The following is a 21754-nucleotide window of genomic DNA, read 5'->3' as shown; positions in this document are numbered from 1 at the left end:
CTCAAGTCGTGACGTCGCGGCACGGCATGGTTGCGGGAGGGCGGTGCGGTGTCCCGAGGGAGACAGGCCGGTCAGGCGGAGCCGGTCCTTTTCGCACGGCGCCATGGGTGGAGAAGGGTGGCGGTGATCTCGCCCGTAGGGGGGAACGACTCGGGGTCACCGAGTCCGACCGCGATCGGCTCACGGCCGGGCCGCCAGGTGTAGCTGCCGAAGAGGTGGTCCCAGATCGACAGATCCGAGCCGTAGTGGCCTGCCTCGGCCAGATCGGTGCTGTGGTGCAGACGGTGTTGTTCGGGACTGGCGAGCACATGGTTGAGCCGGCCGATGCGCACATCGATGTTGGCGTGGACGAAATAGCCCTGCGCGGCCACGAAAAGACCGACGATCAGCACGGAGTCGCCGGAGAATCCGGCCGACGCCAGAGCCATCTGCACCGCCCCCTGTGCGAGGACGATATCGAGGACGTGATTGACGCCGTTATTGGCGACATTGACCTTCTGTGGCACATGATGCACGCCGTGCAGTCGCCACAATAAGGGCTGGGTGTGCCCCATCCGGTGCACAAGATAACTGGCCAGGGAGCCGGTCAGCAGGGCTGCGGGAATTTCGGCTCGGAGAGGGAGCGCCGGATGGTCGGGCGTCACCGTGGAGACGGTCGCCGTGACCGCATATTGGACCAAGGCACTGGCCACCGCCGTCAGCAGGAAGTAGACGCCGTACCAGCGCCATTCACTGAGGGTCGGATGCCATGCACGCTGATACGGAATCAGACGTTCGAGAGCGGTGAGGTAGGCCAGGACGCCCAGCAGGAACAGCGGGCTCACATGTTCGGGATCCCAATCGAGAAACAGCGCCGCCACAGCCACCGAAACCGTTGCCACCAGCAGGAACGGATACGCCAGCAGACGGAGAACGGCGTGCGCCGCACGTTCGGGAGTGCGCTCCCGTCTCACCGGAACGGGGTCCTTCTCCGGATCACCGTCGCACAGTGGTTCGCAATTTGCCATCCGCAGCACCTTTACCGAGAAGCCAGTACAGAAAAATGCACAGACCGCGAAGGAGGAACTGATGATTTCCTGCGGGGCACGCGCGCCCGACGCATGGGACATCTGTTGTCGCGCGTGAAGGAGACGCGTATGGGGGACGTGTGTGAACTGCGTTATGAGACAGGAGAATCCTGACGGGATCACCGGGCGGGCCCGCTCTGTTTCCCTTTCCCTTTCCCGCGCCCTCAACCGTCGGAATCAAGCCTTGTCCCGGTACTCCGGAAAGGCGCGGCACCCCTTCGCCGCGCTGTCCAATCTTCAAAGGATCAGGGGGACCAGCCGGGCGGAATGCGAATAATTCGACCTTCCATTCCGCGCGTCATTCATATGATAGATAATCTATTGAGCTTTTATAATTCTCTGTTTTCAGGTGTGCGTCCGACACCCGGAGCGGGCCGGGAAAGGCCGGACGGCACTCCTCTGCTTCGCCGGAATCCCGTCGGCCGACGATCTTCCGCCCGCCGGAATTCCGTCGGCTCGACCGGGTAGGCGGCACGGCGCCCCTCGCGTTGTCGGCACGCGGTACGTTCCTCTGGCATGTGCGGGCTGCGGCGGCTGAGCGTCGAGGGCTCGCGGCGTGATCGGCCCCGCCATGGCTCATTAACGCCGGGTCGGGAGCGGTGCCGGGTCCGGAGCGGTGCCGGGTCCGGAGCGGTTTCCGGTTTCCGGAACGTGCGTCAGCTCACCGAGGAACGGTCGATCGCGTGCGCAGGGCAGTGGCGACGGACTCCAGAACCTCGACGGGGCGCAGCAGGTCCTCATAGCTGATCGGCGGTCTGCCGGTACGGGCCATCTCCAGGAACGCCTCCAGGCCCGGAACGCAGTACTGGGCGTCGAGGGTGAGTGTCTGTTCGACCATGGTGTCCCGGGTGAGCGCCATCGCGTGGAACGGAATCTGGGTCGTGCTGTTCGGCTTGACGAAGTTCACGAGGACACGGGTACCGCCCGCCGTGAACGACGCGGTGACCGTGGTACCGGTGGTGTCCGTGTGTACGTCGCCGAGCCGGCCCGGGGCGAGCCGCAGAGCGAGGTCCACCGGATGGATGCCGTAGAAGAAGATCCCACCGTGCTCGCCGTCGGGATCGGCCGGTCCGGACGCGACGACCACGTGAGGTGGTCCGGCCTGCGCGGAGCGGGCCGCCAACGTATCGGCGTCGGGAATCCAGCGGAGCGCCGAGAAGGACGTGAGGGGCGCGTCGTGGGCGAGTGCGGTGTCGACCATGGCTCGGGCGTCCTCGACGGTGCAGGCCAGTGGCTTGTCGACGAACACGGGAAGCCCTTCGGCCAGGAAGCGCGTCGCCTGCTCGCGATGGTGCGCGCCGTCCCGGTCCGCGACGATCACGGCGTCGACCAGTCCGAGCAGGTCCGTGGGCTCGTCGACGATCCGTTCGATCCCGCCCGTCGACGCCAGCGCGTCGTTGCGTCGGCTGTGTCCGCCGCTGAGCGCCACGACGCGGGCGTCGCCGCCCGCGTCGTGAACATTGAGGTGGCCGACGATGTGGTCGACATGAGAGTTCTCGGTGCCAACGATCCCGATGCGCATCAGGCGAGGCTACCCGCACGGTGAAGGGCCGGTTGAGCGTACTCCCCTCATCCGGAGGGGTGGGTTCCGGACCTGACCGCACCGCACCGGCTTCCGGAACGGGGCCACCCTCCCGACGTCCCCGACCGTGCCGTGCGTCAGGTGAGGGCCTCCGCCAGGACGGCGGCCGCATCGGCGACCACACGGTCGTCCGCCGCGGCATCGGCCTCGTACCGGGTGGACAGGACGGCCATCACGATCGGCCCCCGGCCGGGCGGCCAGGCGATGCCCACGTCGTTCGCGGTGCCGTAGCTGCCGGTGCCGGTCTTGTCGCCGACGGTCCAGCCGTCGGGAAGGCCGGCGCGCAGGCGTTTGCCGCCCGTCGTGTTGGCCAGCAGCCACTGGCTCACGCGCTCGCGGTCACTCGCCTCCAGCGCGTCCCCGAGGACGAGTCGCGCGTAGGTGCGGCCGATGGCGCGGGGGCTCGTGGTGTCGGTCACCCGTCCCGGTTCGGCCGAGTTCAGCTCCGGCTCCCAGCGGTCGAGCCGGGTCACCGGATCCCCGGCGGACCGGCAGAAACGGGTGACGGCCGTCGGTCCGCCGAGTTCCTTCAGGAGAAGGTTCGCCGCGGTGTTGTCGCTGTACGAGATGGCCGCGCCGCACAGTGCCTCGACCGTCATCCCGTTAGCGAGGTTCTCGGGGAGGCCGGTCCTCGGCGCGCCTCCCGATCGCTCGATGTCCCTCTGCGTGTAGTGAATGACCTTCGAAAGGAACGACCCGTCGTGGTCGAGGTCCCTCAGCACGGCCGCGACAGCCAGTGTCTTGAACGCCGAGCACATCGGGAAGCGCTCGTCGCCCCGGTGGAGGACGCTCCGGCCCGTCGCCGTGTTCCACCCGAACACCCCCAGCCGAGCGGCATGTTCCCGTTCCAGGTCCCGTAACCTCCGCACTGCCTCGTTCGCCGGGCCGGAGGCGTACGCGGACGATGTCAGAGGGACGGCACTCAGCGCCGCCCCCAGGCCGCCGACGAGTACCGCGCGGCGTGACGCACTCCTGCTCGGCTTCATGTCTTCTCCCTTTCCCTCGTCCAGTCACTTCCTTCACATGACGCTTCTGGTGGCACACCGGTTGCGTCATGTGAAGGAAGTGCCCCCCGTTCAGGACGTGTTGCCGTACGGCGTCGAGGCCGTGCGGTCGGTCGCGCGCCTTGCGGGAGCGTCACTCCGGCCAGGAGGACCGCAGGATGGTGTCCACGAAGTTGCCGCGCTCGAATCCGGGTACGTACCGCTCCAGGACATCCGCCTTCACATTGCCGAAGGTGGTCTCCGGCTTGCCTTCGATGCCTTCGGTGAAGGCCCGGAGAATGCGCTGCTTGAAGTCGGGACGGGGGTGGAGGGCCATGATCGACTCACGGTCCGCGTCGCTGATGTCGGCGTACCCGATGCCGAGCACGTCGTACTCCACCCCCGCTGTCACGAGGGCGACCTCCGGCTCCATGAACTGCGGGATCCCCGGCGTCGTGTGGAGGGCGATGGCCGTCCAGACACGGCGGACGCTGTCCTCGGGCACGCCGTGGCTCTGCAGGAATCGGCGTGCCTCGTCGGCGCCGTCCACCTCGAACCGGCGCCCGCTGTGCCGGGCCTCTTCGTTGAGGCCCAGGTCGTGGAACATGGCTCCGATGTAGAGAAGTTCCGGGTCGAAGCTCAGCCCCCTGTTGTGTCCTTGGAGTGCGCCGAAGAAATAGACCCGGCGGGAGTGGTGGTAGATCAGGTCGTCGGTCGCGTCGCGCACCAGCTCGGTCGCTTGGGCGGCCAGCTCGGTGTCGGGCACCGTCACCCTCTCGACGGCGGGCAGATCGGCGGTGCTGGTCATCCGGACTCCTTCGTCGTACGCCACGTGGGCTCTGCGTTTCCGGTTCTTCGGCCTGTGGTTCCTCTCCCCCGCCCGGTCAGCCCGTGCCGGCCGTGTCCCTGTTCCCCGGGGAGAGACGGAGACGGGCGAGGTCGTGCGGTACCGGGCCGTCGGGCCGCGGGAAGAGGGGTGCGCTCTCGCCGTCGGCCGCCGTCGCCGGAGCGTCCGTGAGACGCAGGCGGGTACGCAGCCGTCCGTAGAAGTCGTGCGGACCGAGTCTGACGACGCGCAGTCGCCGCGGCGCCTTGTACACCCCGAGCCAGTCTCCGGCGTCCAGTACGCCGCGCAGTTGGCCGTCGATCGTGACCGCGCCCTGCCCGGAGTGCGGCAGGACCCGCACCGCGATCGGCTCGTCCGGCGCGGCGACCACGGTCCGGTCGAAGGTCATGTGCGCCGCGACGGGTGTGAACAGAACGGCGTCCATACGCGGGGAGACCACCGGACCGCCTGCGGCGAAGCTGTACGCGGTCGACCCGGTGGGGGTGGCCATGATGACGGCGTCGGCCGAGTACGAGGCGAGGAGGCGGCCGCCGATGTAGACACCGAGACTCACCTGCCGGTCCCGCGCGAGCTTCTCCACGACCACGTCGTTGAGAGCGGTGACGTCCAGCGCCACGCCCCAGCCCTCCGCCCCTGCCTCCGCCTCCATGTCGATGTCGGGCGGCGGCAGCATCGGGCGCCGTCCGTAGGCCATCAGGGCGTCGATGTCCTTGGGCACTTCGAGGACGCGGGAGGCCCTCATCGTCAGTGTCATGCGCTGCTCGACGTCGGCCCGCCCCTGGTGGACCGCGTCGAGGGCCCGCACGACGTCGGCGGCCGGCACCTCGGTCAGGAACCCGACCCGGCCCAGGTCGATCCCGAGGACGGCGGCGCGGTTCTTGGCCGCGATCCTGGCGCCGCGCAGGAAGGTCCCGTCGCCTCCGAGCGTCACGATGAGATCGGGGTTGCCCGCGACATCGGCCTCCTCCCGTCCGCCGCGCCTGCGCGCGTCGACGCGCCATACGTCGATGTCCGTGCACGGAACGCCTTCGCCCGCGCACCAGTCGCGCACGACGCGTGCCGCGGCGACGGCCTCGGGACGGCCCTGATGGATCACGACTCCCACCCGCTCGACACCCATCTCGCTCCGACTCCCCTGTTCCGACGATGCGGCGATGTCCTGATCCCGCCCGGACGCTTCGACCCCACCTTGACGGTCCGAGACGCCCCGACTCCGCCGCCGGGCCGACCGGCGGCCCCCGGTCAGGCGATCGGACCCCTGGGCGGGCAGCGTGCCCGCCGCTCCGCACGGCAGACTGGGGGGAGAGGTCCGCCTGCTCTTCACGCACGGGACGCGGCCGGGTCCACCCGGCGGCTCCTCGGGCTGCGACGCCCCACACCCGTGTGCTCTCGTCGCCTCGGTCCAAAGGACAGTCATGACCGCGCTCCAGGCATCCAGGCGCAACCGACGCTCCCGGACCGCGCTGGCCGGGGCCGCGGCTCTCGCCATCGCCTCGATCGGCCTCTGGGGCGCCACCGGGGCCCCCGCACGGGCCGCCCGCCTCCCCACCCCCGATCACGTGGTGGTCGTGGTGATGGAGAACCACTCCCGCGCCCAGGTGATCGGCAGTTCCGGCGCCCCGTACATCAACGACACGCTCAAGAGGGGTGGCGCCGAGCTCACCCGGTCCTTCGCGCTCACCCACCCCAGCGAACCGAACTACTACATGCTGTTCTCGGGCTCCGATCAGGGCCGTACCGACGACAGTTGCGTCAAGGTCGGCTCCCTGTCCGCGCCCGACCTCGCCTCCGAACTGATCGCCGCGGGCAAGACCTGGGCCAGCTACAACGAGACTCTGCCCCGCCAGGGGTCGACCGTCTGCAGCAGCGGCGACTACGCCCAGAAACACAACCCCTGGTTCGGCTTCTCCAATGTGCCGACCAGCACCGCGAAGACCATGGCCCAGTTCCCGACCGACTTCACCACGCTGCCCAAGGTGTCGTTCGTCGTGCCGAACCTGTGCGACGACATGCACGACTGCTCGGTCTCCACGGGTGACACCTGGCTCAAGAACGAACTGGGCGCCTATGCCGACTGGGCCAGGACCCACAACAGCCTCCTGGTCGTCACGTTCGACGAGGGCAACACGCGGTCGGACAACCGCATCCCCACCGTCTTCTACGGACAGCACGTCGCCCCCGACAGTTCCAGCAGCGCCGCCTGCAACCACTACGACGTGCTCCGCACCCTGGAGGACCTGGCAGGGCTGACGACGCACGCCGGAAACGCGGCCTCGGCGTCCGACATCTCCGGCATCTGGAACTGACACCGCCGTGCTCCGGCACGCCGCGGGCGTCCGGAGCGCGGGAAGGCGGGCATCGCCGCAGGTCGCGCATCCGCGGTCTTGATGCCAGCCTGGAAGCATGGCTTGGGCGTCATGGACGACTCGCGGTGTGTTCTCCGGGCACGGTGGCGTGCTCACGGACGAGGTCGGTGTCCTGTCCGGAGACCTGACGGTTCACACGACCTGGGCCGACGACACGGCCCAGGTCACTGTGCAGTACACCGGAGCGAGCGACTGGTTCACCATGTCGGGCAGCCCCGTGCCGTGCCCGTCGGAGGACGACAGCCGGCACCTTCACGACGCGGTGGTGCGGTCCGTCCGGGAGGGGGCGGGGGCCACGGTTCCCCGGCCACCGCCCCGGAAGCCGCATCGGCCTGCGGAGGGCACCCGGGGATGAGGGCTGCGAAGGCACGACTCCCCCGCCGCACCCGGGAACGAGGAGGGGCCGGGGCACGGTGAGGACGCGCTGTCCGAGCCTCTAGGATCTCTCGGATGAGCAGAGCGTTCAGCGGCTGGACAGAGCAAGCGTTCGAGCTGCTTCTGCAGTTGGAGGGCAGCCCTTCGCAAGAAGCACGTGAGACACGTCGGAAGGACCGCGAGCGTCTCGTACGGCAGCCCATGATCGCGTTGCTCAACGACGTGGCCGACGCGGACGCGGCGTACGAGGACTTCTCGGTCTGGGGTTTCCGCAAGGATCCGTGGTGGTGGCAGCACCAGGCGGCGGTGATCCGGATCGCGCGCAACGTCGAGATCGGTCTGCGCTTCGACCTCGACGGGCTGCTGATCAGGGGCGGCTGGTCCTACCCGGACCCGGGGCAGATCCCGTCGTTCCGTGAGGCGGTTTCCGCGCGGGACACCGGACCCGGGCTGGCGCACGCCGTCGAGGCACTGGGGGCGCGGGGGTACGGGATCACCGGGGACATCATGAAGCGCATGCCGCGCGGGTACGACGCCGGTCATCCGCGGGCCGATCTGCTCCGGCACCGCTCGGTCCTCGCCGTCCGCCCGCTGGGCGGGGACTGCGCGGAGCACACGCCGGCGTTGGTCGATGCCGTGCTCCGGGCGGCAAAGGAGTTGGATCCCTTGCTGTCATGGCTCGCCGAGCATGTGACCGGCCCTGCTGCCGCCGCTTCCGCCGATCCGCCGCACGGCGTCGCGTCCGTGGGCAGTCCACACGGTTGAACAGCCGGAAGGCGGTCCTGACCGGCGGGCGGGGTGCCGAGGAGCCTGTCCGGCCCCTCGGCGCCCGTCGGTCGTGAACCGCCTTCCGCGCCGCTGTATGTCAGTACGCTCCGTAGACGTTGTCGATCGAGCCGTACTTGTCAGCCGCGTAGTTGCACGCGGCGGTGATGTTGGCGACCGGGTCGTAGCTGTCCATCGACGTACCGGGCACGTGGTAGGCACGGAACGTCGGGTCGATGATCTGCAGGAGACCCTTGGACGGGGTGCCCTTGGCGGCGTTCGAGTCCCAGTTGTTGATGGCCCGGGGGTTGCCGGAGGACTCGCGCATGATGTTGCGGTGGATGCCGTCGTAGCTGCCGGGGATGCCGTTCTTGGCCATGACGGCCAGCGATTCCTTGATCCAGCCGTCCAGGTCGTTCGTGTACGTCACGGCCGACGGGGCGGGGGCCGGGGCGGCGACGGTCGAGGCCGACGTTGCCGCGGAGGCGGCGGGCTCGGCCTTGGCTCCGATGGTCAGCTTCATGCCCGGGAAGATCAGCGCGGGATCGCCGCCGACAACCGCCCGGTTGTCCTCGTACAGCTTCTGCCAGCCGCCGCTGAGGGAATTCCCTCGCGCGATCTTGGAAAGGGTGTCGCCTGCGATCACCGTATAGGTGGTCGGCGCGTCCTTCTCTGCGGACTTCTCCTTGACGGTGGCAACCGTCGAAATCCCGGCCTTTTCGGCGGTGACGCTCTGCGCGGGTGCGGCCGAAGCGAAGCCGGCGCCGACCAGCGGAAGCGCGAGAGCAGCTCCACCCGTGGTCACCGCGATGAGACCGCGCGTCACGGAAATGGGCCGACGACGACGGTGGATACCCGTTGCGGACATGCTGAATTCCTCTCCGTCGCCTACGAGGTGAGCTGTCGGGTTCAGACTGGAGATGTCTGGTCGCACGCGAATGCGACTTCACCCCAAGCCGTTCCGGATACCGGATCGGCGCTTACCTGGGTTCCCCGCTCCTGCCGTACGTGAGTGATCGGATGGCCGGACGGCGGCAGGATTCGGCGTTCCGTCCGGGATTGACGGTGACCGTAGGCGAGAAACACGGAAAGGAACAAGCCCCTATTTGTGGATCACAATTCATTTGCAAGATCGAATGATGGAATCGGAAGTAATCCACTTCACACGACAATGCCAAATTCCCCGGCACAGAAGGGAACCGGAGCGCGCGCCGGGACGCCCCGGACTCCAAACGTGACTCACACCACGAGGAGAACAGAAGCGGCAATTCGGGCACCAAACGAAAGGGGCAACCTTCCGTAAGCATCCCTTTATTAACCAAGGGATCACTTCTATAGAAATCGCCCATATAGGGACATTCGCATATCCTTCTGGGTGCTCTGCTGTCGAGCGCACCCACAGGGCCCCACACCCTCGGGTACTCACCGACCGTCCGGCATCGGCGTCGGGCCTCCCGCCTCCACGACCGCGAAGCGCACGTCGCACACCGCGCGTCGCGAACCGGCTCGTCACTGCCTCCACGCGGCACCCGGGACTTCGCCTTCGGCCCTTCGAGTCGTCACCGCCGCAAGCAGCCGTGTTGCGGCTCGGTCGCGCCCCGGCCCGAACGGATCGGCCGCCACCGGTCTCACGCCCGAAGGGTGCGGGCCGCCGCCGCGACGACGGCCCGCACCCGGCCGGAACTCAGAGCCTGGCGATGATCTTGTTCATTTTCTCGATCTCGGCGGTCTGGGCCGCGATGACGGCCCCGGCAAGCTTCTTCGCATCGGCGTTGCCGCCGTTCTTCTGCTCGTCCTCGGCCATGGTGACCGCGCCCTCGTGGTGGCCGATCATGAGCTGGGCGAACTTCTTGTCGAAGTCCCTGCCCCTGGAGGCTTCCAGGTCACTCATGTCCTTGTCGGACATCATTCCGGGCATGCCCGGATGTGGTGCCGACCCGTGGTCCATGCCGGGCATGTCACCCATCGAGGACGAGGCCGAGGACAACGGCTTGCCCCAGGACGTCAGCCAACCCTTCATGGTGGTGATCTCCGGGTCCTGGGCCTTCTCGATCGCGGCGGCCAGCCCCTTGATCTCGGGATCGGTGGCGCGGCCGTCGGCAAGCTCCGCCATCTCTACGGCCTGCTGGTGGTGCGGGATCATCTGCTGCGCGAACCGCACGTCCGCGTCGTTGAACGAACCGCCGGGGGAGGCCGACGCGGAGGCACTGCCGGAGCCGTGGTCCATGCCGGAAACGGACGAGCCGTGGGCCGTGGGCGCTTCTGAGGAACCGCAGGCCACCGGCGCGAGAGCGAGTGCGGTAACGGCGCCGGCAGCCGCGAGTGCGCGGCGGCGGGCAGGGGAGGACAGGGGTGCGAACATCACACGTTCTTTCCAGGTGGTTGCGCCACCTCGGTGGCGCGCGAAAGGGGCAGGTCGTCGGCCCGCTTCCGGCCTGACGGCCGGGAAGCGGCGGACACCTGTCACGTCCGCGCGACGCACACCTGGACGAGGAGTTCCCGGCCGGCGAACGGCGGACCCCGTCGTGCCGGTCCGTGGACCGTCGTACGTCGCATCGCCGACACCCGCGCGGCCAGGACGACGAGGCCCAGCGCCATGAGCAGCGGCAGCAGCCGGTCGCGCGCGGGGGTGGACACGCACGAGTCGCCCTTCATCCCCGGCATGACGGCAGCCGCACGAGCGGCGCCCTGCTCGTCCGGAACGGCCCTGTGGCCGCCCCCGGTCGTCATGGAGACAGGAGCGTGCGAGGTCATGGCCATGGCGCCGTGGCAGCCCTCGGCCGCACTCGCCGGGGCCCCGTGCATGAGGAACAGCCCGCCCAGGAGGGCACACAGCACGAGCAGCCGGGACACTCCCGGTGTGCGCATCCGCCTGCGATCCACGGCTGCCTCGGATTCTCGGTCGTACGAGTCCTGCGGTACGAGCTCGACGATACCCCCATGGGGTTTCCGCGGCCTCGGAGCTCGGCCGCCCACGCGGCCGTAGGTCCTCGTCCGCAGCGGACCGGATCCCCCAAGTCCCTCGCGGCGACGGCGACGGCACCGGCCCGGGGCAGCGGCGGCTCACCGAGCGCTGCGGGCCCGTGTCCAGGCGGCCTCGCGCAGCAGGCGCAGGCCGTTGAGGCCGACGATGACGGTGGAGCCCTCGTGACCTGCGACCCCGAGGGGAAGCGGAAGTGTGCCCACCAGGTCCCAGACGACGAGGCCGGCGATGAAGACGGCTGCGATCGCCAGGTTCTGCACCACGAGGCGACGGCACCGGCGCGAGAGGGACACGACGGTGGGGACGGTGGACAGTTCGTCGCGGACGACGATCGCGTCGGCGGTCTCCAGGGCGAGGTCCGATCCGGCTCTGCCCATGGCGATCCCGGTGTGGGCGGCGGCCAGCGCCGGGGCGTCGTTGACACCGTCCCCGACCATGAGGACCTTCCGTCCCGCGTCCGCCATCTCCCGGACCGCGCCGACCTTGTCCTGCGGCAGCAGCCCCGCCCGCACGTCGCCGATCCCCGCGTCGGCCGCCAGGTGGGCGGCGGCACGCGGATGGTCGCCGGTGACCAGCACCGGCGTCCTCCCGGTGAGTGCGGTGAGGCGGGCGACGGTCGCACGGGCGTCGGTGCGCAGCCGGTCGGCGATGCCCAGGACACCCACCGGAGTCCCGTCGAGGACGACCAGCACGGCGGTACGGCCGTCCTCCTCCAACTCCGCGGCGAGTGCGACGGCCGCCCGGTCCGTGCAGCCGTCCAGCAGCCGGACAGGGCTGCCGACGGCGACGGCGCGGCCGTTCACGGTGGCGGTGACGCCGATGCCGGGCGCGGAGGCGAAGTCCGCCGCGGCGGGCAGGGCGAGACCTCGCGCCCGGGCGGCGTCGGTGACGGCACGGGCGAGGGGGTGCTCGCTGGGGTGCTCGGCCGCGGCGGCAAAGGTGAGCAGGGCGTCCTCGCTCAGGCCGGAGCCCATGAGCGGGCGGAGCTCGGTGACGCGCGGGGTGCCTTCGGTCAGGGTGCCCGTCTTGTCGAGGGCCACGGCGTCGATCTGCCCGAGGCGTTCCATCACGACGGCGGACTTGATCAGCACGCCGTGCCGTCCGGCGTTGGCCATCGCCGACAGCAGCGGGGGCATCGTGGCCAGGACCACCGCGCAGGGCGACGCCACGATCATGAAGGTCATCGCGCGCAGCAGCGTCGGCTGGAGCGCCGCGCCGAACGCCAGGGGCAGGGCGAACAGGGCGACGGTGGCCGCCACCATGCCGATCGCGTACCGCTGCTCGACCTTCTCGATGAACAGCTGGGTGGGAGCCTTCGTCCCGGATGCCTCCTCGACCATGGCGACGATCCGGGCGATGACCGAGTCGGCCGGGTCGCGCTCCACCGCGACCCGCAGCGCCCCGGTGCCGTTCAGCGTCCCGGCGAAGACCTCGTCGCCGGGCTCCTTGGCCACCGGGAGCGGCTCGCCGGTGATGGTCGCCTGGTCCACCTCACTGGCCCCGTCGAGGACCCGGCCGTCGGCGCCGACGCGCTCGCCGGGGCGCACCAGGATCACGTCCCCGATCCTCAACCGCTCGGTGGGCACCACTTCTTCGGCGCCGTTCTCCCCGCAGCGGGTCGCCGTGCCGGGTGCCAGGTCGAGCAGACCGCGCACCGAGTCGGCGGTCCGTGCGGTGGCGAACGCCTCCAGGGCTCCCGAGGTGGCGAAGATGACGATCAGCAGGGCCCCGTCCAGCACCTGCCCGATCGCGGCCGCCCCGAGAGCGGCGACCACCATCAGCAGGTCCACGTCCAGCGTCCTGCCCTTGAGGGCCTTCAGGCCCTCCCAGCCCGGCTCCCAGCCGCCCGTGACGTACGTGAGCGCGTAGAGCGGACCCCATGTCCACCACGGGGCGCCGAACAGGTGCAGGGGCAGCGCCGCCAGGAACAGCACGAGGGCGGCCAGGGCCCAGCGGACCTCCGGGAGAGCCAGGATCCGGGTGCGCCTCCCGGCTGCGACGGTGTCCCGGGCGGGGCCGGCGGTCGAGGCAGGGTGGGTGAGGGTGAACGACATGCGTGGTGATCCTTCACGCGAGGAGGCGGAGCTGTCGGGCTCCCGCACCATACAGGATCACATGAACAGCCATTCATGTGTCTGTCTCCGTAGGATGAGGGCATGGGCCACGGAGTTGACGCGAATACCGCCGCTACCGCGCGCGAGCGCCTCGACACCGTGGGCGCCGCCGATGTGGCGACCACGCTCCAGGCACTCGCCACCCCGTCCCGGCTCCGCATCCTGGCCCACCTCCAGGAGGGGCCGTGCCCGGCGACGGAACTCGCGGACGCGGTCGGCATGGAGCAGTCCGCCTGCTCCCATCAGCTGCGGCTGCTGCGCAACCTCGGCCTGGTGACCGGTGAACGCAAGGGCCGCTCGGTGATCTACGCGCTCTACGACAACCACGTCGCCGAACTCCTCGACCAGGCCCTCTTCCACGTCGAGCACCTGCGCCTCGGCCTGCACGACACCCCCGAGACCGAGGCCCCCGGGACCAGCACCGCGGGGGCCAAAGGTGCGGGGACCGGAGGTGCCGTGGCTGCCTCCACCGTTCGCTGAGGCCACGGGCGCTCCGGACGGGCGAAGCCCGCGCCCGGAGCGCCCGTACGTGACCCCGTGCCGCTCCCCCGCTCACCGAGGACGGGCTCCGGGAACTCCCCGAGAATCGCGCCGAAGACCTCTGGCGTTCCGTGTCAGGACAGTGCGCGGCCGGCTCGGACCGGCGCCGCGGACCACCAATACCCGGACCTGCTCGGGGTGTTCGCGCGCGGCGCCGACCGCGGAGGCCGCCCCCATCGGCACTCCTCCGCCGGCCGGGACCGCCGCCGAGGTGACGCGCCGGCACGGCCGGGCGTCGGTGCGGCGGAACGGCCTGGGCCGGAGTGCTCAGCAGGATGCCGGAACTCTTCGACGAACCGAAGAGGACTGAGCGGGGCTCCGGTTCACCCTTTCGGACCGACGAGTCCGACGCGGCGCGCAGGGCATCCGTCACCGCGTGCGGAACCGTATCCCTCCGTCTACGCTCATATCTGGATCTATGCCCAACAGTCGTGCCTTGACAGGAAGTGAGATCCCATGAAGCGTCTCAGGACGTCGGGACTCATCGGGGAACTCTCTGCGGAGTTCCTCGGCACGATGGTGCTCATCCTCTTCGGCTGCGGTGTCGTGGCCCAGGTCGTCGCGGGCGGAGCACTCACCGAGCCGGCCGGTGGCCTCGGGAATCACGACAGCATCGCCTGGGCATGGGGGCTCGGAGTCACTCTGGGCATCTATGTGGCGGGCAGGTTGAGTGGAGCCCATCTCAATCCCGCCGTGACACTTTCGCTTGCCGCTTTCAAGGATTTCTCCTGGAAGAAAGTGGTGCCCTACTCGCTCGCGCAGCTCGCGGGGGCCTTCATCGGCGCGCTCGTCGTGCGATGGAATTACACCGAGGCCCTGGCGAAGGCGGACCCTGGGCACACGATCAAGACACAATTCGTCTTCTCGACGCTGCCCGCGAACGGTAACCCCGGACTTCCCATCAGTGAATGGGGGGCGCTGCGCGACCAGGTCATCGGCACCGCCATTCTCGTGCTGCTGATCTTCGCCGTCACGGACCTTCTCAACACGCCACCGGCCGCCAACATGGGCCCTTTCATCGTGGGGCTCATCATCGTGGCGATCGGTATGGCATGGGGCACCAATGCCGGGTATGCGATCAACCCCGCCCGCGACCTCGGGCCACGCCTGGCGAGTTTCCTCACGGGTTACGGAGGAGCCTGGCGGGACCAGTACGGGAATTTCTACTACTGGGTGCCGATCGTGGGCCCGCTCGTGGGCGGGCTGATCGGCGCTTTCCTCTACCAGGCCCTCATTGCCCGTTTCCTGCCCGGGGCGGAACCGGAGCCGGAGGGCAGCATCCCCACGCCGCAGGAGAAGTGACGGCCGGTTCCTTCATCCAGCGCGGACTCAGGAGAGGCAGCAGGCCATGGCGGACTTCATCGGCGCGGTGGATCAAGGCACCACCAGCAGCCGCTTCATGATTTTCGATCACGACGGAAACGAAGTGGCGAAGCACCAGTTGGAGCACGAGCAGATCCTGCCCCGCCCCGGCTGGGTGGAGCACGACCCGGTGGAGATCTGGGAGCGCACCAACTCGGTGATGCAGAACGCCCTGCGCACCGGAGGTCTGAGCGCCACCGATCTGGACGCCATCGGGATCACGAACCAGCGCGAGACCACCGTTGTCTGGGATCCCCGCACCGGTCGTCCGTACTGCAATGCCATCGTGTGGCAGGACACCCGGACCGACTCGATCGCCACGGCCCTGGAGAACGAGGGGCACGGCGAGGTCATCCGCCGCAAGGCCGGCCTGCCTCCGGCCACCTACTTCTCCGGCGGGAAGATCAAGTGGATCCTCGACCACGTCGACGGGGTCCGCGAGGCCGCGGAACGGGGTCACGCGGTGTTCGGTAACACGGACTGCTGGGTGTTGTGGAATCTCACCGGTGGCCCCGACGGGGGTATCCACGCCACCGACGTGACCAATGCGAGCCGGACGATGCTGATGAACCTGGAGACGCTCGACTGGGACGACGAACTGCTGGACATCTTCGGCATTCCCAGGACGATGCTGCCGGCCATCCACGCGTCCTCCGACGCGGAGGCGTACGGCCGCACCCGCACCTCCCGGCCGCTGCGGGCCGCGATCCCGATCACCGGGGTGCTCGGCGACCAGCAGGCGGCCACCGTGGGGCAGGTGTGCTTCCAGCCCGGCGAGGCGAAGAACACCTACGGCACCGGGAACTTCCTCGTACTCAACACCGGTACGGAGCTCATCCGGTCCCAGCACGGCCTGCTCACCACCGTCGCCTACCAGTTCGGCAAGAGCCCGGCGGTCTACGCCCTGGAGGGCTCCATCGCGGTCACGGGGTCGGCCGTGCAGTGGCTGCGGGACCAGATGAAGATCATTTCTGAGGCAGCCGAGAGTGAATGGCTCGCCAGGACCGTCGAGGACAACGGCGGGATGTACTTTGTTCCGGCGTTCTCCGGGCTCTTCGCCCCCTACTGGCGCTCGGACGCCCGCGGCGCCATCGTCGGTCTCGCCCGCTACAACACCAACGCCCATCTGGCGCGAGCCACGTTGGAGGCCATCTGCTACCAGAGCCGGGATGTGGTGGAGGCGATGGAACAGGACTCCGGAGTCCATCTCGACGTGCTCAAGGTCGACGGCGGGGTCACGGCCAACGACCTGTGCATGCAGATCCAGGCGGATGTCCTCGGAGTACAGGTCAGTCGCCCGGTCGTCGCCGAGACCACCGCGCTCGGCGCCGCCTACGCGGCGGGCCTGGCCACCGGATTCTGGCGCGACCAGGACGAGTTGCGCCGGCAGTGGCAGGAGTCCCGGCACTGGGATCCGCAGTGGAGCGACAAACAGCGCACCGAGGGTTACGCCGACTGGAAGCGGGCGGTCGAGCGCACCCTCGACTGGGTGAACGTGGGGTGACGTGTGGGAGCGGGCGACCGTACGCGCCCGCCTCGCTCCCGACCGGAACGGCACGGGATACCTCTTCGCGCCTCCGGCCCCCGCCCGCAGCCGCTCCCGACGCCGGAGCGGTCCCCGGCCGAGGGCCCGCCGGGGCCGGTTCCGGTTTCCTCCATGCAACGACCGGTTCGCCGCGGCCGGACCCGCACGACGGAGCGGACGTCAGCAGATCCGCGGCAACTGCTCCCCGACCGGCAGGTCGACCACCCGTGTCCCGCCGAGCCCGGTGCGGGCCACCACCGTGCCCGGGTGGGCGTCCACGACCTCACCGATCACCGCCGAGTCCCGGCCCAGCGGATGCGCGCGCATCGCGTCCAGGACCGCGTCGGCGTGCTCACGCGGTACGAACGCCACCAGCTTCCCCTCGTTGGCGACGTACATCGGGTCGAGGCCGAGGATGGCGCAGGCGTTGGCCACCGGCGGAGGAACGGGGACGTGCCGCTCCTGAACGACGACGCCGGTACCCGACGCCGCCGCGATCTCGTTGAGGGACGCGGCAAGCCCGCCACGGGTGGGGTCGCGCAGTACGTGCAGGTCCGGGGTGACGGCGAGCATGGACTCCACGAGTCCGCCCAGGGCCGCGCAGTCGCTCTCGATCTCGACGCCGAACTCCAGGCCCTCGCGCACGCTCATGATCGCCACACCGTGGACCCCGATGGCACCGCTCACGATCACGATGTCGCCGGGGACGACACGCTGCGGACGCAGGTCGACGCCGGACGGGATGAGCCCGATGCCGGCCGTGTTGATGAAGATGCCGTCGCCGTGTCCCGCTTCGACCACCTTGGTGTCCCCCGTCGCCACCTCGACGCCCGCGGTGCGTGCGGCGGCGCCCAGGGCATCGGCCACGCGCGCGACGGCGGAGAGCTCGACGCCCTCCTCCAGGATGAATCCGCAGGACAGGTAGGCGGCACGCGCACCGCTCATGGCCAGGTCGTTGACGGTGCCGTTGACGGCGAGATCACCGATGCTGCCGCCGGGGAAGAACAGCGGCCGGACCACGAAGGAGTCGGTGGAAAAGGCAAGTCGGGCGCCGCCGAGCGACACGGAAGCCGCATCGCCCATCTGCGCGAGCACCGCACCGCCGAAGGCGGGGGCGAAGATGTGCTGGACGAGCTCGGCGGAGAGGGCCCCGCCACCGCCGTGCCCCATCACGATGCGCGGATGATCCCGCAGCGGAGCCGGGCACGTCCAGGCCGTGGGATCGAGTGGCGGTGCACCGGAGATGCGCGCTGCCGAAGCGGCTCTGTCGCCGCGTACGGGAATGCCGACGGTCTCAGCCAACGGGGGTCGCCTCCAGCGATGCGGTCTTCTTCGTGTCCAGCCGCCGGTAGAGGTAGTAGGCGGCGCAGGCGCCCTCGCTGGAGACCATGGTGGCTCCCAGTGGGGTGCGCGGGGTGCAGGCGGTACCGAAGGCCTCGCACCGGTCGGGCTTCAGCAGGCCCTGCAGGACCTCTCCGCTGCGGCATTGTGCGGGTTCACGGGTATCGATGCCGGTCACCGAGAAGCGGTATTCGGCGTCGTAGTCCCGATAGCGCGGGGAGAGCCGCCAGCCGCTGGCGGGAATGACGCCGATACCGCGCCAGGCCCGGTCGGTCACCTCGAAGACGTCCTCCAGCATGGCCAGGGCGGCAGGGTTGCCTTCGGGACGTACGGCGCGCGGGTAGGCGTTGTCCACGGTGTGTTCACCGCGTTCCAGCTGGGCCACGGTCCGGCGCACGCCCTCCAGGATGTCCAGCGGTTCGAACCCCGTGACCACGATCGGGACGCCGAACCGTTCGGCCAGGGCGGGATACTCGCCCACGCCCATCACGCTGCACACATGACCCGCTGCCAGGAACGCCTGCACACGGCAGTCCGGCGACTGCATGATCGCTTCGATCGCCGGTGGAACCCGGACGTGGGAGACGAGCAGACTGAAGTTGCGGATGCCGAGCCGACGGGCCTGATAGACCGTCATCGCGTTGGGAGGGGCGGTGGTTTCGAAGCCGATCCCGAAGAACACGACCTCCTTGTCCGGGTTCTGCCGAGCGATCTTCAGCGCGTCGAGCGGGGAGTAGACGACGCGTACGTCGCCGCCCTCGCTGCGGACGCGGAACAGGTCCCGGCCGGTGCCGGGGACGCGGAGCATGTCTCCGAAGGAACAGAAGATCACGTCCGGGCGGGAGGCGATCTCCAGTGCCTTGTCGATGACCTCCAGCGGGGTGACACACACCGGGCAGCCCGGCCCGTGGATCAATTCGACTTGTTCCGGCAGCAGTTGGTCGATCCCGTGCCGGATGATGGTGTGGGTCTGCCCGCCGCAGACCTCCATGAGCGCCCAGGGCCTGGTGACGGTGGAACGGATCTCGTCGAGAAGCCGCCGGGCCAGTTCAGGATCCTGGAACTCGTCGATGTACTTCACTGCCGCGCCTCCTGCGGTGCGTCACCGGTGCCGGGCAGCGGCATGCCGCCGGCCTCGGCCGCCATTTCCCACGGGTCGCCGAACTCCTCCTGGAGCAAGCCGATTTCGGCGAACAGTTCCAGCGTCTGCCGGGCGGACTCCTCGTCCAGCTTCTGCAGGGCGAACCCCACGTGGACGATGGCGTACTCACCGACCTGAAGGTCCGGCAGGTACTCCAGACACGCCTCCTTGACCACTCCGCCGAAATCGACGGTGGCCATGCGGGTACCGTCCCGCTCCTCGATTTCCAGTACTCTGCCGGGCACCGCCAGGCACATGGCTTTCTCCTTGTCGTGGTTGATCCGCCGGTCCGGTCCCGCCGGGACACGCTGTCAGTCGATGGCCGCACTCCCCCGCACCGCTCCGACACGGCCGCCGGGTGTCCGGGCGGCGCGGGTCCGCGCGGCCACCATCACCTGCCCCAGCGCCAGTCCCCCGTCGTTCGGAGGGACGCGGTGGTGGCGCAGGACGGTGAAGTCGTGGCCGCGGAGCATCCGGGCGCAGGCCGTGGAGAGCAGGGTGTTGGCGAACACGCCACCGGTCAGGGCCACGGTGTCGAGGCCGTAGCGCTCACGCGCCAGGACGCACATTCTGACGACAAGGGCGGCGACCGCCGCGTGGAAGCGGGCCGCGACGACTCCCGGCGCCGTGCCCGCGCGCACATCCGCGACCGCCGCACCCAGCGCGGGCGCGGGGTCGGCGATCAGCGGGAGACCGCCGTCCGGCGCGGGAGACCGCAGGGCGAAGCCGTACGCACCGCAGTCGTCCTCAGCGGCCATGAGGGCCGCACTCTCCAGCTCGACGGCGGCCTGGGCCTCGTACCCGGCCCGGTGGCAGACGCCCGCAAGGGAGGCGACCGCGTCGAACAACCGGCCCATACTGGAGGTGGGGACGCAGTTGAGGTCTCGCACCAACTGCCTTTCCAGAACGCGCAGTTCGTCGGGCGGGCAGGCCACCGTGCACGGCAGGTCCCGGGCCCATTCGATCCCTGCCGCGTGCAGATGGGCCAGGGCCATGCGGTACGGGCGCCGTACGGCCGCGTCACCGCCCGGCAGTGGGACATACGCGAGATGCCCGAACCGTTGGTATCCGTCGTAGTCGGCCAGCAGGAACTCTCCGCCCCACACCGCTTTGTCGTCGCCGTAGCCGGTGCCGTCGAACGCGACGCCGATCACCCGCCGGTCGCCGTCCAGGCCGTGTTCGGCCATCGCAGAGGCGATGTGCGCGTGATGGTGCTGCACCCCTACGACATGCCGTCCACCCGCCAGACGGCGGATCAGCTGCCCCGAGCGGTATCCGGGATGTCCGTCGGCCGCCAGGATCTCGGCGCGCACCCCGGTGATGGTCTCCATCTGCTGTCCGGCCCGCTCGAAGGCGTGTTGTGTGGCGAGGTCGTCCATGTCACCGATGTGGGCGGACAGCCACGCCCTGCGCCCCTTCGCCAGACACAGGGTGTTCTTGAGGTCACCGCCCGCGGCGAGGACCGCCGGTACGGGGAAGGGCAGTTCGACGGGTCGCGGGGCGTATCCGCGGGAGCGGCGTACGGTCAGCCGCTCGCCGTCGCAGACGCGGACGACGGAGTCGTCGCACGGGACGTGGATCGGGCGGTCGTGCGTCAGCCAGGCATCGGCCAGACCGGCGAGCCGCTCCAGCGCTTCGTCGTCATCGGTGACGATCGGCTCTCCGGCCGTGTTGCCGCTGGTCATGACGAGAAGGCGCGGTCCCGTCGGGTCGCCGGGCAGGCCGAGAAGCAGGTGGTGCAGAGGGGTGTAGGCGAGCATGACGCCGAGGTCGGGGCTCCCGGGGGCGACGCTGTCCGCCGGTACCGGGGCGCCCGGTCCGGGGACGGCGTCACGGCGACGCCTCAGCAGGACGATCGGCCGGACGGCGCCGGTGAGCAGGGCCCGCTCCTCGACGCCGACGTGGACGAGGTGTTCGATGTCGCCGATGTCGCGGGCCATCACGGCGAACGGCTTGTCCCCTCGGGCCTTGCGGCGGCGGAGCAGGTCCACGGCGCGGGCGTCGGCCGCGTCGCACGCGAGGTGGTAGCCGCCGAGCCCCTTGACGGCGAGGATCGCCCCGTCGGCCAGGAGCCTGCGGGCTGCGGCCACCGGGTCCGGCGCGGTCATCCGCCGGGGAGGCCGGCCCGGGTCCGGGTGGGCCGCCAGCAGGTCGGGACGCGGTCCGCACCGGTGGCAGGAGACCGGCTGGGCATGGAAGCGGCGGTCCGCGGGGTCCGCGTACTCGCGGGCGCAGTCGGGGCACAGCGGGAAGCGGGCCATGGTGGTGTGCGCGCGGTCGTACGGCAGATCCGTGACGATGGTGAACCGCGGCCCGCAGTTGGTGCAGGTGATGAAGGGGTGCCGGTGGCGCCGGTTCTCGGGGTCGGCCAGTTCGGTGAGGCAGTCGGCGCAGGTGGCCGTGTCCGGGGGGACCAGCGTGCGGGAGGGGCCGTCGTTCCGGGAGGCGACGATGGTGAAACCCGTGCCGCCCGCGGCGGGGACCTCCCGGTGCTCGACGGAATCGAGGACGGCCATGGGAGGTGCTTCCGCGGCGATTCCCTCGCAGAACAGGGCCACGGCAGCGGATGGGCCCTCGACTTCCGCGACGACGCCCTCGGGCGTGTTGGTGACGTGTCCCGCCAGGCCCATCGCGAGGGCGCGCGTGTACAGGAAGGGCCGGAACCCGACGCCTTGGACGATGCCCCGGACGGTGACCCGGCGGCGCTGCGTCGACTCACCCGTCGCCGGACCGGACCGCTGCCGCGTCGACTCACCCATGGCC

19 protein-coding genes and 1 riboswitch are annotated in these 21754 nt (G+C 69.8%); of the genes, 6 read left to right on the top strand and 13 right to left on the bottom strand.

Annotation, left to right across the window (positions count from 1 at the left end; all coding sequences use genetic code 11):
* Positions 1-71: 71 nt before the first annotated feature.
* The 5 genes from ACFVUT_RS17820 to ACFVUT_RS17800 all read right to left on the bottom strand — a co-directional run bounded on the left by ACFVUT_RS17820 (position 72) and on the right by ACFVUT_RS17800 (position 5599).
* Complete coding sequence (locus ACFVUT_RS17820) at positions 72-1007, bottom strand: sterol desaturase family protein (protein ID WP_389649895.1); 936 nt, start codon at positions 1005-1007, stop codon at positions 72-74.
* 721 nt (positions 1008-1728) lie between these two features.
* Complete coding sequence (locus ACFVUT_RS17815) at positions 1729-2589, bottom strand: Gfo/Idh/MocA family protein (protein WP_389649699.1); 861 nt, start codon at positions 2587-2589, stop codon at positions 1729-1731.
* Between the two features lie 137 nt (positions 2590-2726).
* On the bottom strand, positions 2727-3635 hold the full coding sequence (gene bla, locus ACFVUT_RS17810) for a class A beta-lactamase (RefSeq protein WP_389649702.1): 909 nt from the start codon (positions 3633-3635) through the stop codon (positions 2727-2729).
* Between the two features lie 151 nt (positions 3636-3786).
* The gene (locus tag ACFVUT_RS17805; protein ID WP_389649705.1) at positions 3787-4440 is read right to left on the bottom strand and encodes an HD domain-containing protein; all 654 of its coding nucleotides are present in this window, start codon (positions 4438-4440) and stop codon (positions 3787-3789) included.
* A 76-nt stretch (positions 4441-4516) separates the two neighbouring features.
* Positions 4517-5599: an NAD(+)/NADH kinase gene (locus tag ACFVUT_RS17800; RefSeq protein ID WP_389649708.1), complete on the bottom strand. Its 1083-nt coding sequence runs from the start codon at positions 5597-5599 to the stop codon at positions 4517-4519.
* 295 nt (positions 5600-5894) lie between these two features.
* Between ACFVUT_RS17800 and ACFVUT_RS17795 the strand changes: the two genes are divergently transcribed.
* The 3 genes from ACFVUT_RS17795 (at position 5895) to ACFVUT_RS17785 (ending at position 7985) form a co-directional block, all read left to right on the top strand.
* Positions 5895-6785, top strand: coding sequence for an alkaline phosphatase family protein (locus ACFVUT_RS17795; RefSeq protein ID WP_389649711.1), 891 nt, complete (start codon positions 5895-5897; stop codon positions 6783-6785).
* 97 nt (positions 6786-6882) lie between these two features.
* On the top strand, positions 6883-7200 hold the full coding sequence (locus ACFVUT_RS17790) for a hypothetical protein (protein WP_389649714.1): 318 nt from the start codon (positions 6883-6885) through the stop codon (positions 7198-7200).
* 95 nt (positions 7201-7295) lie between these two features.
* Entirely contained in the window at positions 7296-7985 is a 690-nt protein-coding gene (locus ACFVUT_RS17785) for a DUF2461 family protein (RefSeq protein ID WP_389649717.1), read from the top strand.
* 100 nt (positions 7986-8085) lie between these two features.
* Here the strand turns inward: ACFVUT_RS17785 and ACFVUT_RS17780 are convergent, their stop codons facing one another.
* The 4 genes from ACFVUT_RS17780 to ACFVUT_RS17765 all read right to left on the bottom strand — a co-directional run bounded on the left by ACFVUT_RS17780 (position 8086) and on the right by ACFVUT_RS17765 (position 13022).
* Positions 8086-8853, bottom strand: a complete 768-nt coding sequence (locus ACFVUT_RS17780) for a transglycosylase SLT domain-containing protein (RefSeq protein WP_389649720.1) — start codon at positions 8851-8853, stop codon at positions 8086-8088.
* Between the two features lie 4 nt (positions 8854-8857).
* Positions 8858-9042, bottom strand: a riboswitch (cyclic di-AMP (ydaO/yuaA leader).
* 627 nt (positions 9043-9669) lie between these two features.
* Positions 9670-10347 (bottom strand): DUF305 domain-containing protein, encoded by a 678-nt coding sequence (locus ACFVUT_RS17775; RefSeq protein WP_389649723.1) that lies wholly within the window; start codon positions 10345-10347, stop codon positions 9670-9672.
* Positions 10348-10448: 101 nt separating this feature from the next.
* On the bottom strand, positions 10449-10853 hold the full coding sequence (locus tag ACFVUT_RS17770; protein ID WP_389649726.1) for a hypothetical protein: 405 nt from the start codon (positions 10851-10853) through the stop codon (positions 10449-10451).
* A gap of 195 nt (positions 10854-11048) precedes the next feature.
* The gene (locus ACFVUT_RS17765) at positions 11049-13022 is read right to left on the bottom strand and encodes a heavy metal translocating P-type ATPase (protein WP_389649728.1); all 1974 of its coding nucleotides are present in this window, start codon (positions 13020-13022) and stop codon (positions 11049-11051) included.
* 102 nt (positions 13023-13124) lie between these two features.
* Here ACFVUT_RS17765 and ACFVUT_RS17760 point away from each other — a divergent pair, with 102 nt between their 5' ends.
* The 3 genes from ACFVUT_RS17760 (at position 13125) to glpK (ending at position 16488) form a co-directional block, all read left to right on the top strand.
* Complete coding sequence (locus tag ACFVUT_RS17760; protein WP_389649731.1) at positions 13125-13562, top strand: ArsR/SmtB family transcription factor; 438 nt, start codon at positions 13125-13127, stop codon at positions 13560-13562.
* A 516-nt stretch (positions 13563-14078) separates the two neighbouring features.
* The gene (locus tag ACFVUT_RS17755) at positions 14079-14924 is read left to right on the top strand and encodes an MIP/aquaporin family protein (RefSeq protein WP_389649735.1); all 846 of its coding nucleotides are present in this window, start codon (positions 14079-14081) and stop codon (positions 14922-14924) included.
* 46 nt (positions 14925-14970) lie between these two features.
* Positions 14971-16488 carry a glycerol kinase GlpK gene (gene glpK, locus ACFVUT_RS17750; protein ID WP_389649737.1) on the top strand — a complete coding sequence of 506 codons (1518 nt, stop codon included), beginning with the start codon at positions 14971-14973 and terminating at the stop codon, positions 16486-16488.
* A gap of 201 nt (positions 16489-16689) precedes the next feature.
* Here glpK and hypE read toward each other — a convergent pair whose 3' ends face one another.
* From hypE to hypF, 4 genes are read right to left on the bottom strand one after another with little or no spacing between them, the layout of a single operon-like run.
* Positions 16690-17754: a hydrogenase expression/formation protein HypE gene (gene hypE / locus ACFVUT_RS17745; protein WP_389649898.1), complete on the bottom strand. Its 1065-nt coding sequence runs from the start codon at positions 17752-17754 to the stop codon at positions 16690-16692.
* Between the two features lie 49 nt (positions 17755-17803).
* Positions 17804-18931, bottom strand: coding sequence for a hydrogenase formation protein HypD (gene hypD, locus ACFVUT_RS17740; protein ID WP_389649740.1), 1128 nt, complete (start codon positions 18929-18931; stop codon positions 17804-17806).
* Positions 18928-19248 carry a HypC/HybG/HupF family hydrogenase formation chaperone gene (locus ACFVUT_RS17735; RefSeq protein WP_389649743.1) on the bottom strand — a complete coding sequence of 107 codons (321 nt, stop codon included), beginning with the start codon at positions 19246-19248 and terminating at the stop codon, positions 18928-18930. The genes hypD and ACFVUT_RS17735 overlap by 4 nt, the downstream gene beginning before the upstream one ends.
* 54 nt (positions 19249-19302) lie before the next feature.
* Positions 19303-21750 (bottom strand): carbamoyltransferase HypF, encoded by a 2448-nt coding sequence (gene hypF / locus ACFVUT_RS17730; RefSeq protein WP_389649745.1) that lies wholly within the window; start codon positions 21748-21750, stop codon positions 19303-19305.
* Positions 21751-21754 lie beyond the last annotated feature (4 nt).

It is taken from the genome of Streptomyces sp. NPDC058051 (assembly GCF_042885475.1).
Classification (GTDB): Bacteria; Actinomycetota; Actinomycetes; order Streptomycetales; family Streptomycetaceae; genus Streptomyces.
The sequence above is the reverse complement of the archived record's forward strand: the minus strand, read 5'-3'. Positions and strand labels throughout refer to the sequence as shown.

Bases quoted from the DNA above. Each gene is read 5' to 3' on its own strand.
- ACFVUT_RS17820 (WP_389649895.1), bottom strand. From the start codon at position 1,007: ATGGCAAATTGCGAACCACTGTGCGACGGTGATCCGGAGAAGGACCCC.
- ACFVUT_RS17815 (WP_389649699.1), bottom strand. From the start codon at position 2,589: ATGCGCATCGGGATCGTTGGCACCGAGAACTCTCATGTCGACCACATC.
- bla (WP_389649702.1), bottom strand. From the start codon at position 3,635: ATGAAGCCGAGCAGGAGTGCGTCACGCCGCGCGGTACTCGTCGGCGGC.
- ACFVUT_RS17805 (WP_389649705.1), bottom strand. From the start codon at position 4,440: ATGACCAGCACCGCCGATCTGCCCGCCGTCGAGAGGGTGACGGTGCCC.
- ACFVUT_RS17800 (WP_389649708.1), bottom strand. From the start codon at position 5,599: ATGGGTGTCGAGCGGGTGGGAGTCGTGATCCATCAGGGCCGTCCCGAG.
- ACFVUT_RS17795 (WP_389649711.1), top strand. From the start codon at position 5,895: ATGACCGCGCTCCAGGCATCCAGGCGCAACCGACGCTCCCGGACCGCG.
- ACFVUT_RS17790 (WP_389649714.1), top strand. From the start codon at position 6,883: ATGGCTTGGGCGTCATGGACGACTCGCGGTGTGTTCTCCGGGCACGGT.
- ACFVUT_RS17785 (WP_389649717.1), top strand. From the start codon at position 7,296: ATGAGCAGAGCGTTCAGCGGCTGGACAGAGCAAGCGTTCGAGCTGCTT.
- ACFVUT_RS17780 (WP_389649720.1), bottom strand. From the start codon at position 8,853: ATGTCCGCAACGGGTATCCACCGTCGTCGTCGGCCCATTTCCGTGACG.
- ACFVUT_RS17775 (WP_389649723.1), bottom strand. From the start codon at position 10,347: ATGTTCGCACCCCTGTCCTCCCCTGCCCGCCGCCGCGCACTCGCGGCT.
- ACFVUT_RS17770 (WP_389649726.1), bottom strand. From the start codon at position 10,853: ATGCGCACACCGGGAGTGTCCCGGCTGCTCGTGCTGTGTGCCCTCCTG.
- ACFVUT_RS17765 (WP_389649728.1), bottom strand. From the start codon at position 13,022: ATGTCGTTCACCCTCACCCACCCTGCCTCGACCGCCGGCCCCGCCCGG.
- ACFVUT_RS17760 (WP_389649731.1), top strand. From the start codon at position 13,125: ATGGGCCACGGAGTTGACGCGAATACCGCCGCTACCGCGCGCGAGCGC.
- ACFVUT_RS17755 (WP_389649735.1), top strand. From the start codon at position 14,079: ATGAAGCGTCTCAGGACGTCGGGACTCATCGGGGAACTCTCTGCGGAG.
- glpK (WP_389649737.1), top strand. From the start codon at position 14,971: ATGGCGGACTTCATCGGCGCGGTGGATCAAGGCACCACCAGCAGCCGC.
- ACFVUT_RS17735 (WP_389649743.1), bottom strand. From the start codon at position 19,248: ATGTGCCTGGCGGTGCCCGGCAGAGTACTGGAAATCGAGGAGCGGGAC.
- hypF (WP_389649745.1), bottom strand. From the start codon at position 21,750: ATGGGTGAGTCGACGCGGCAGCGGTCCGGTCCGGCGACGGGTGAGTCG.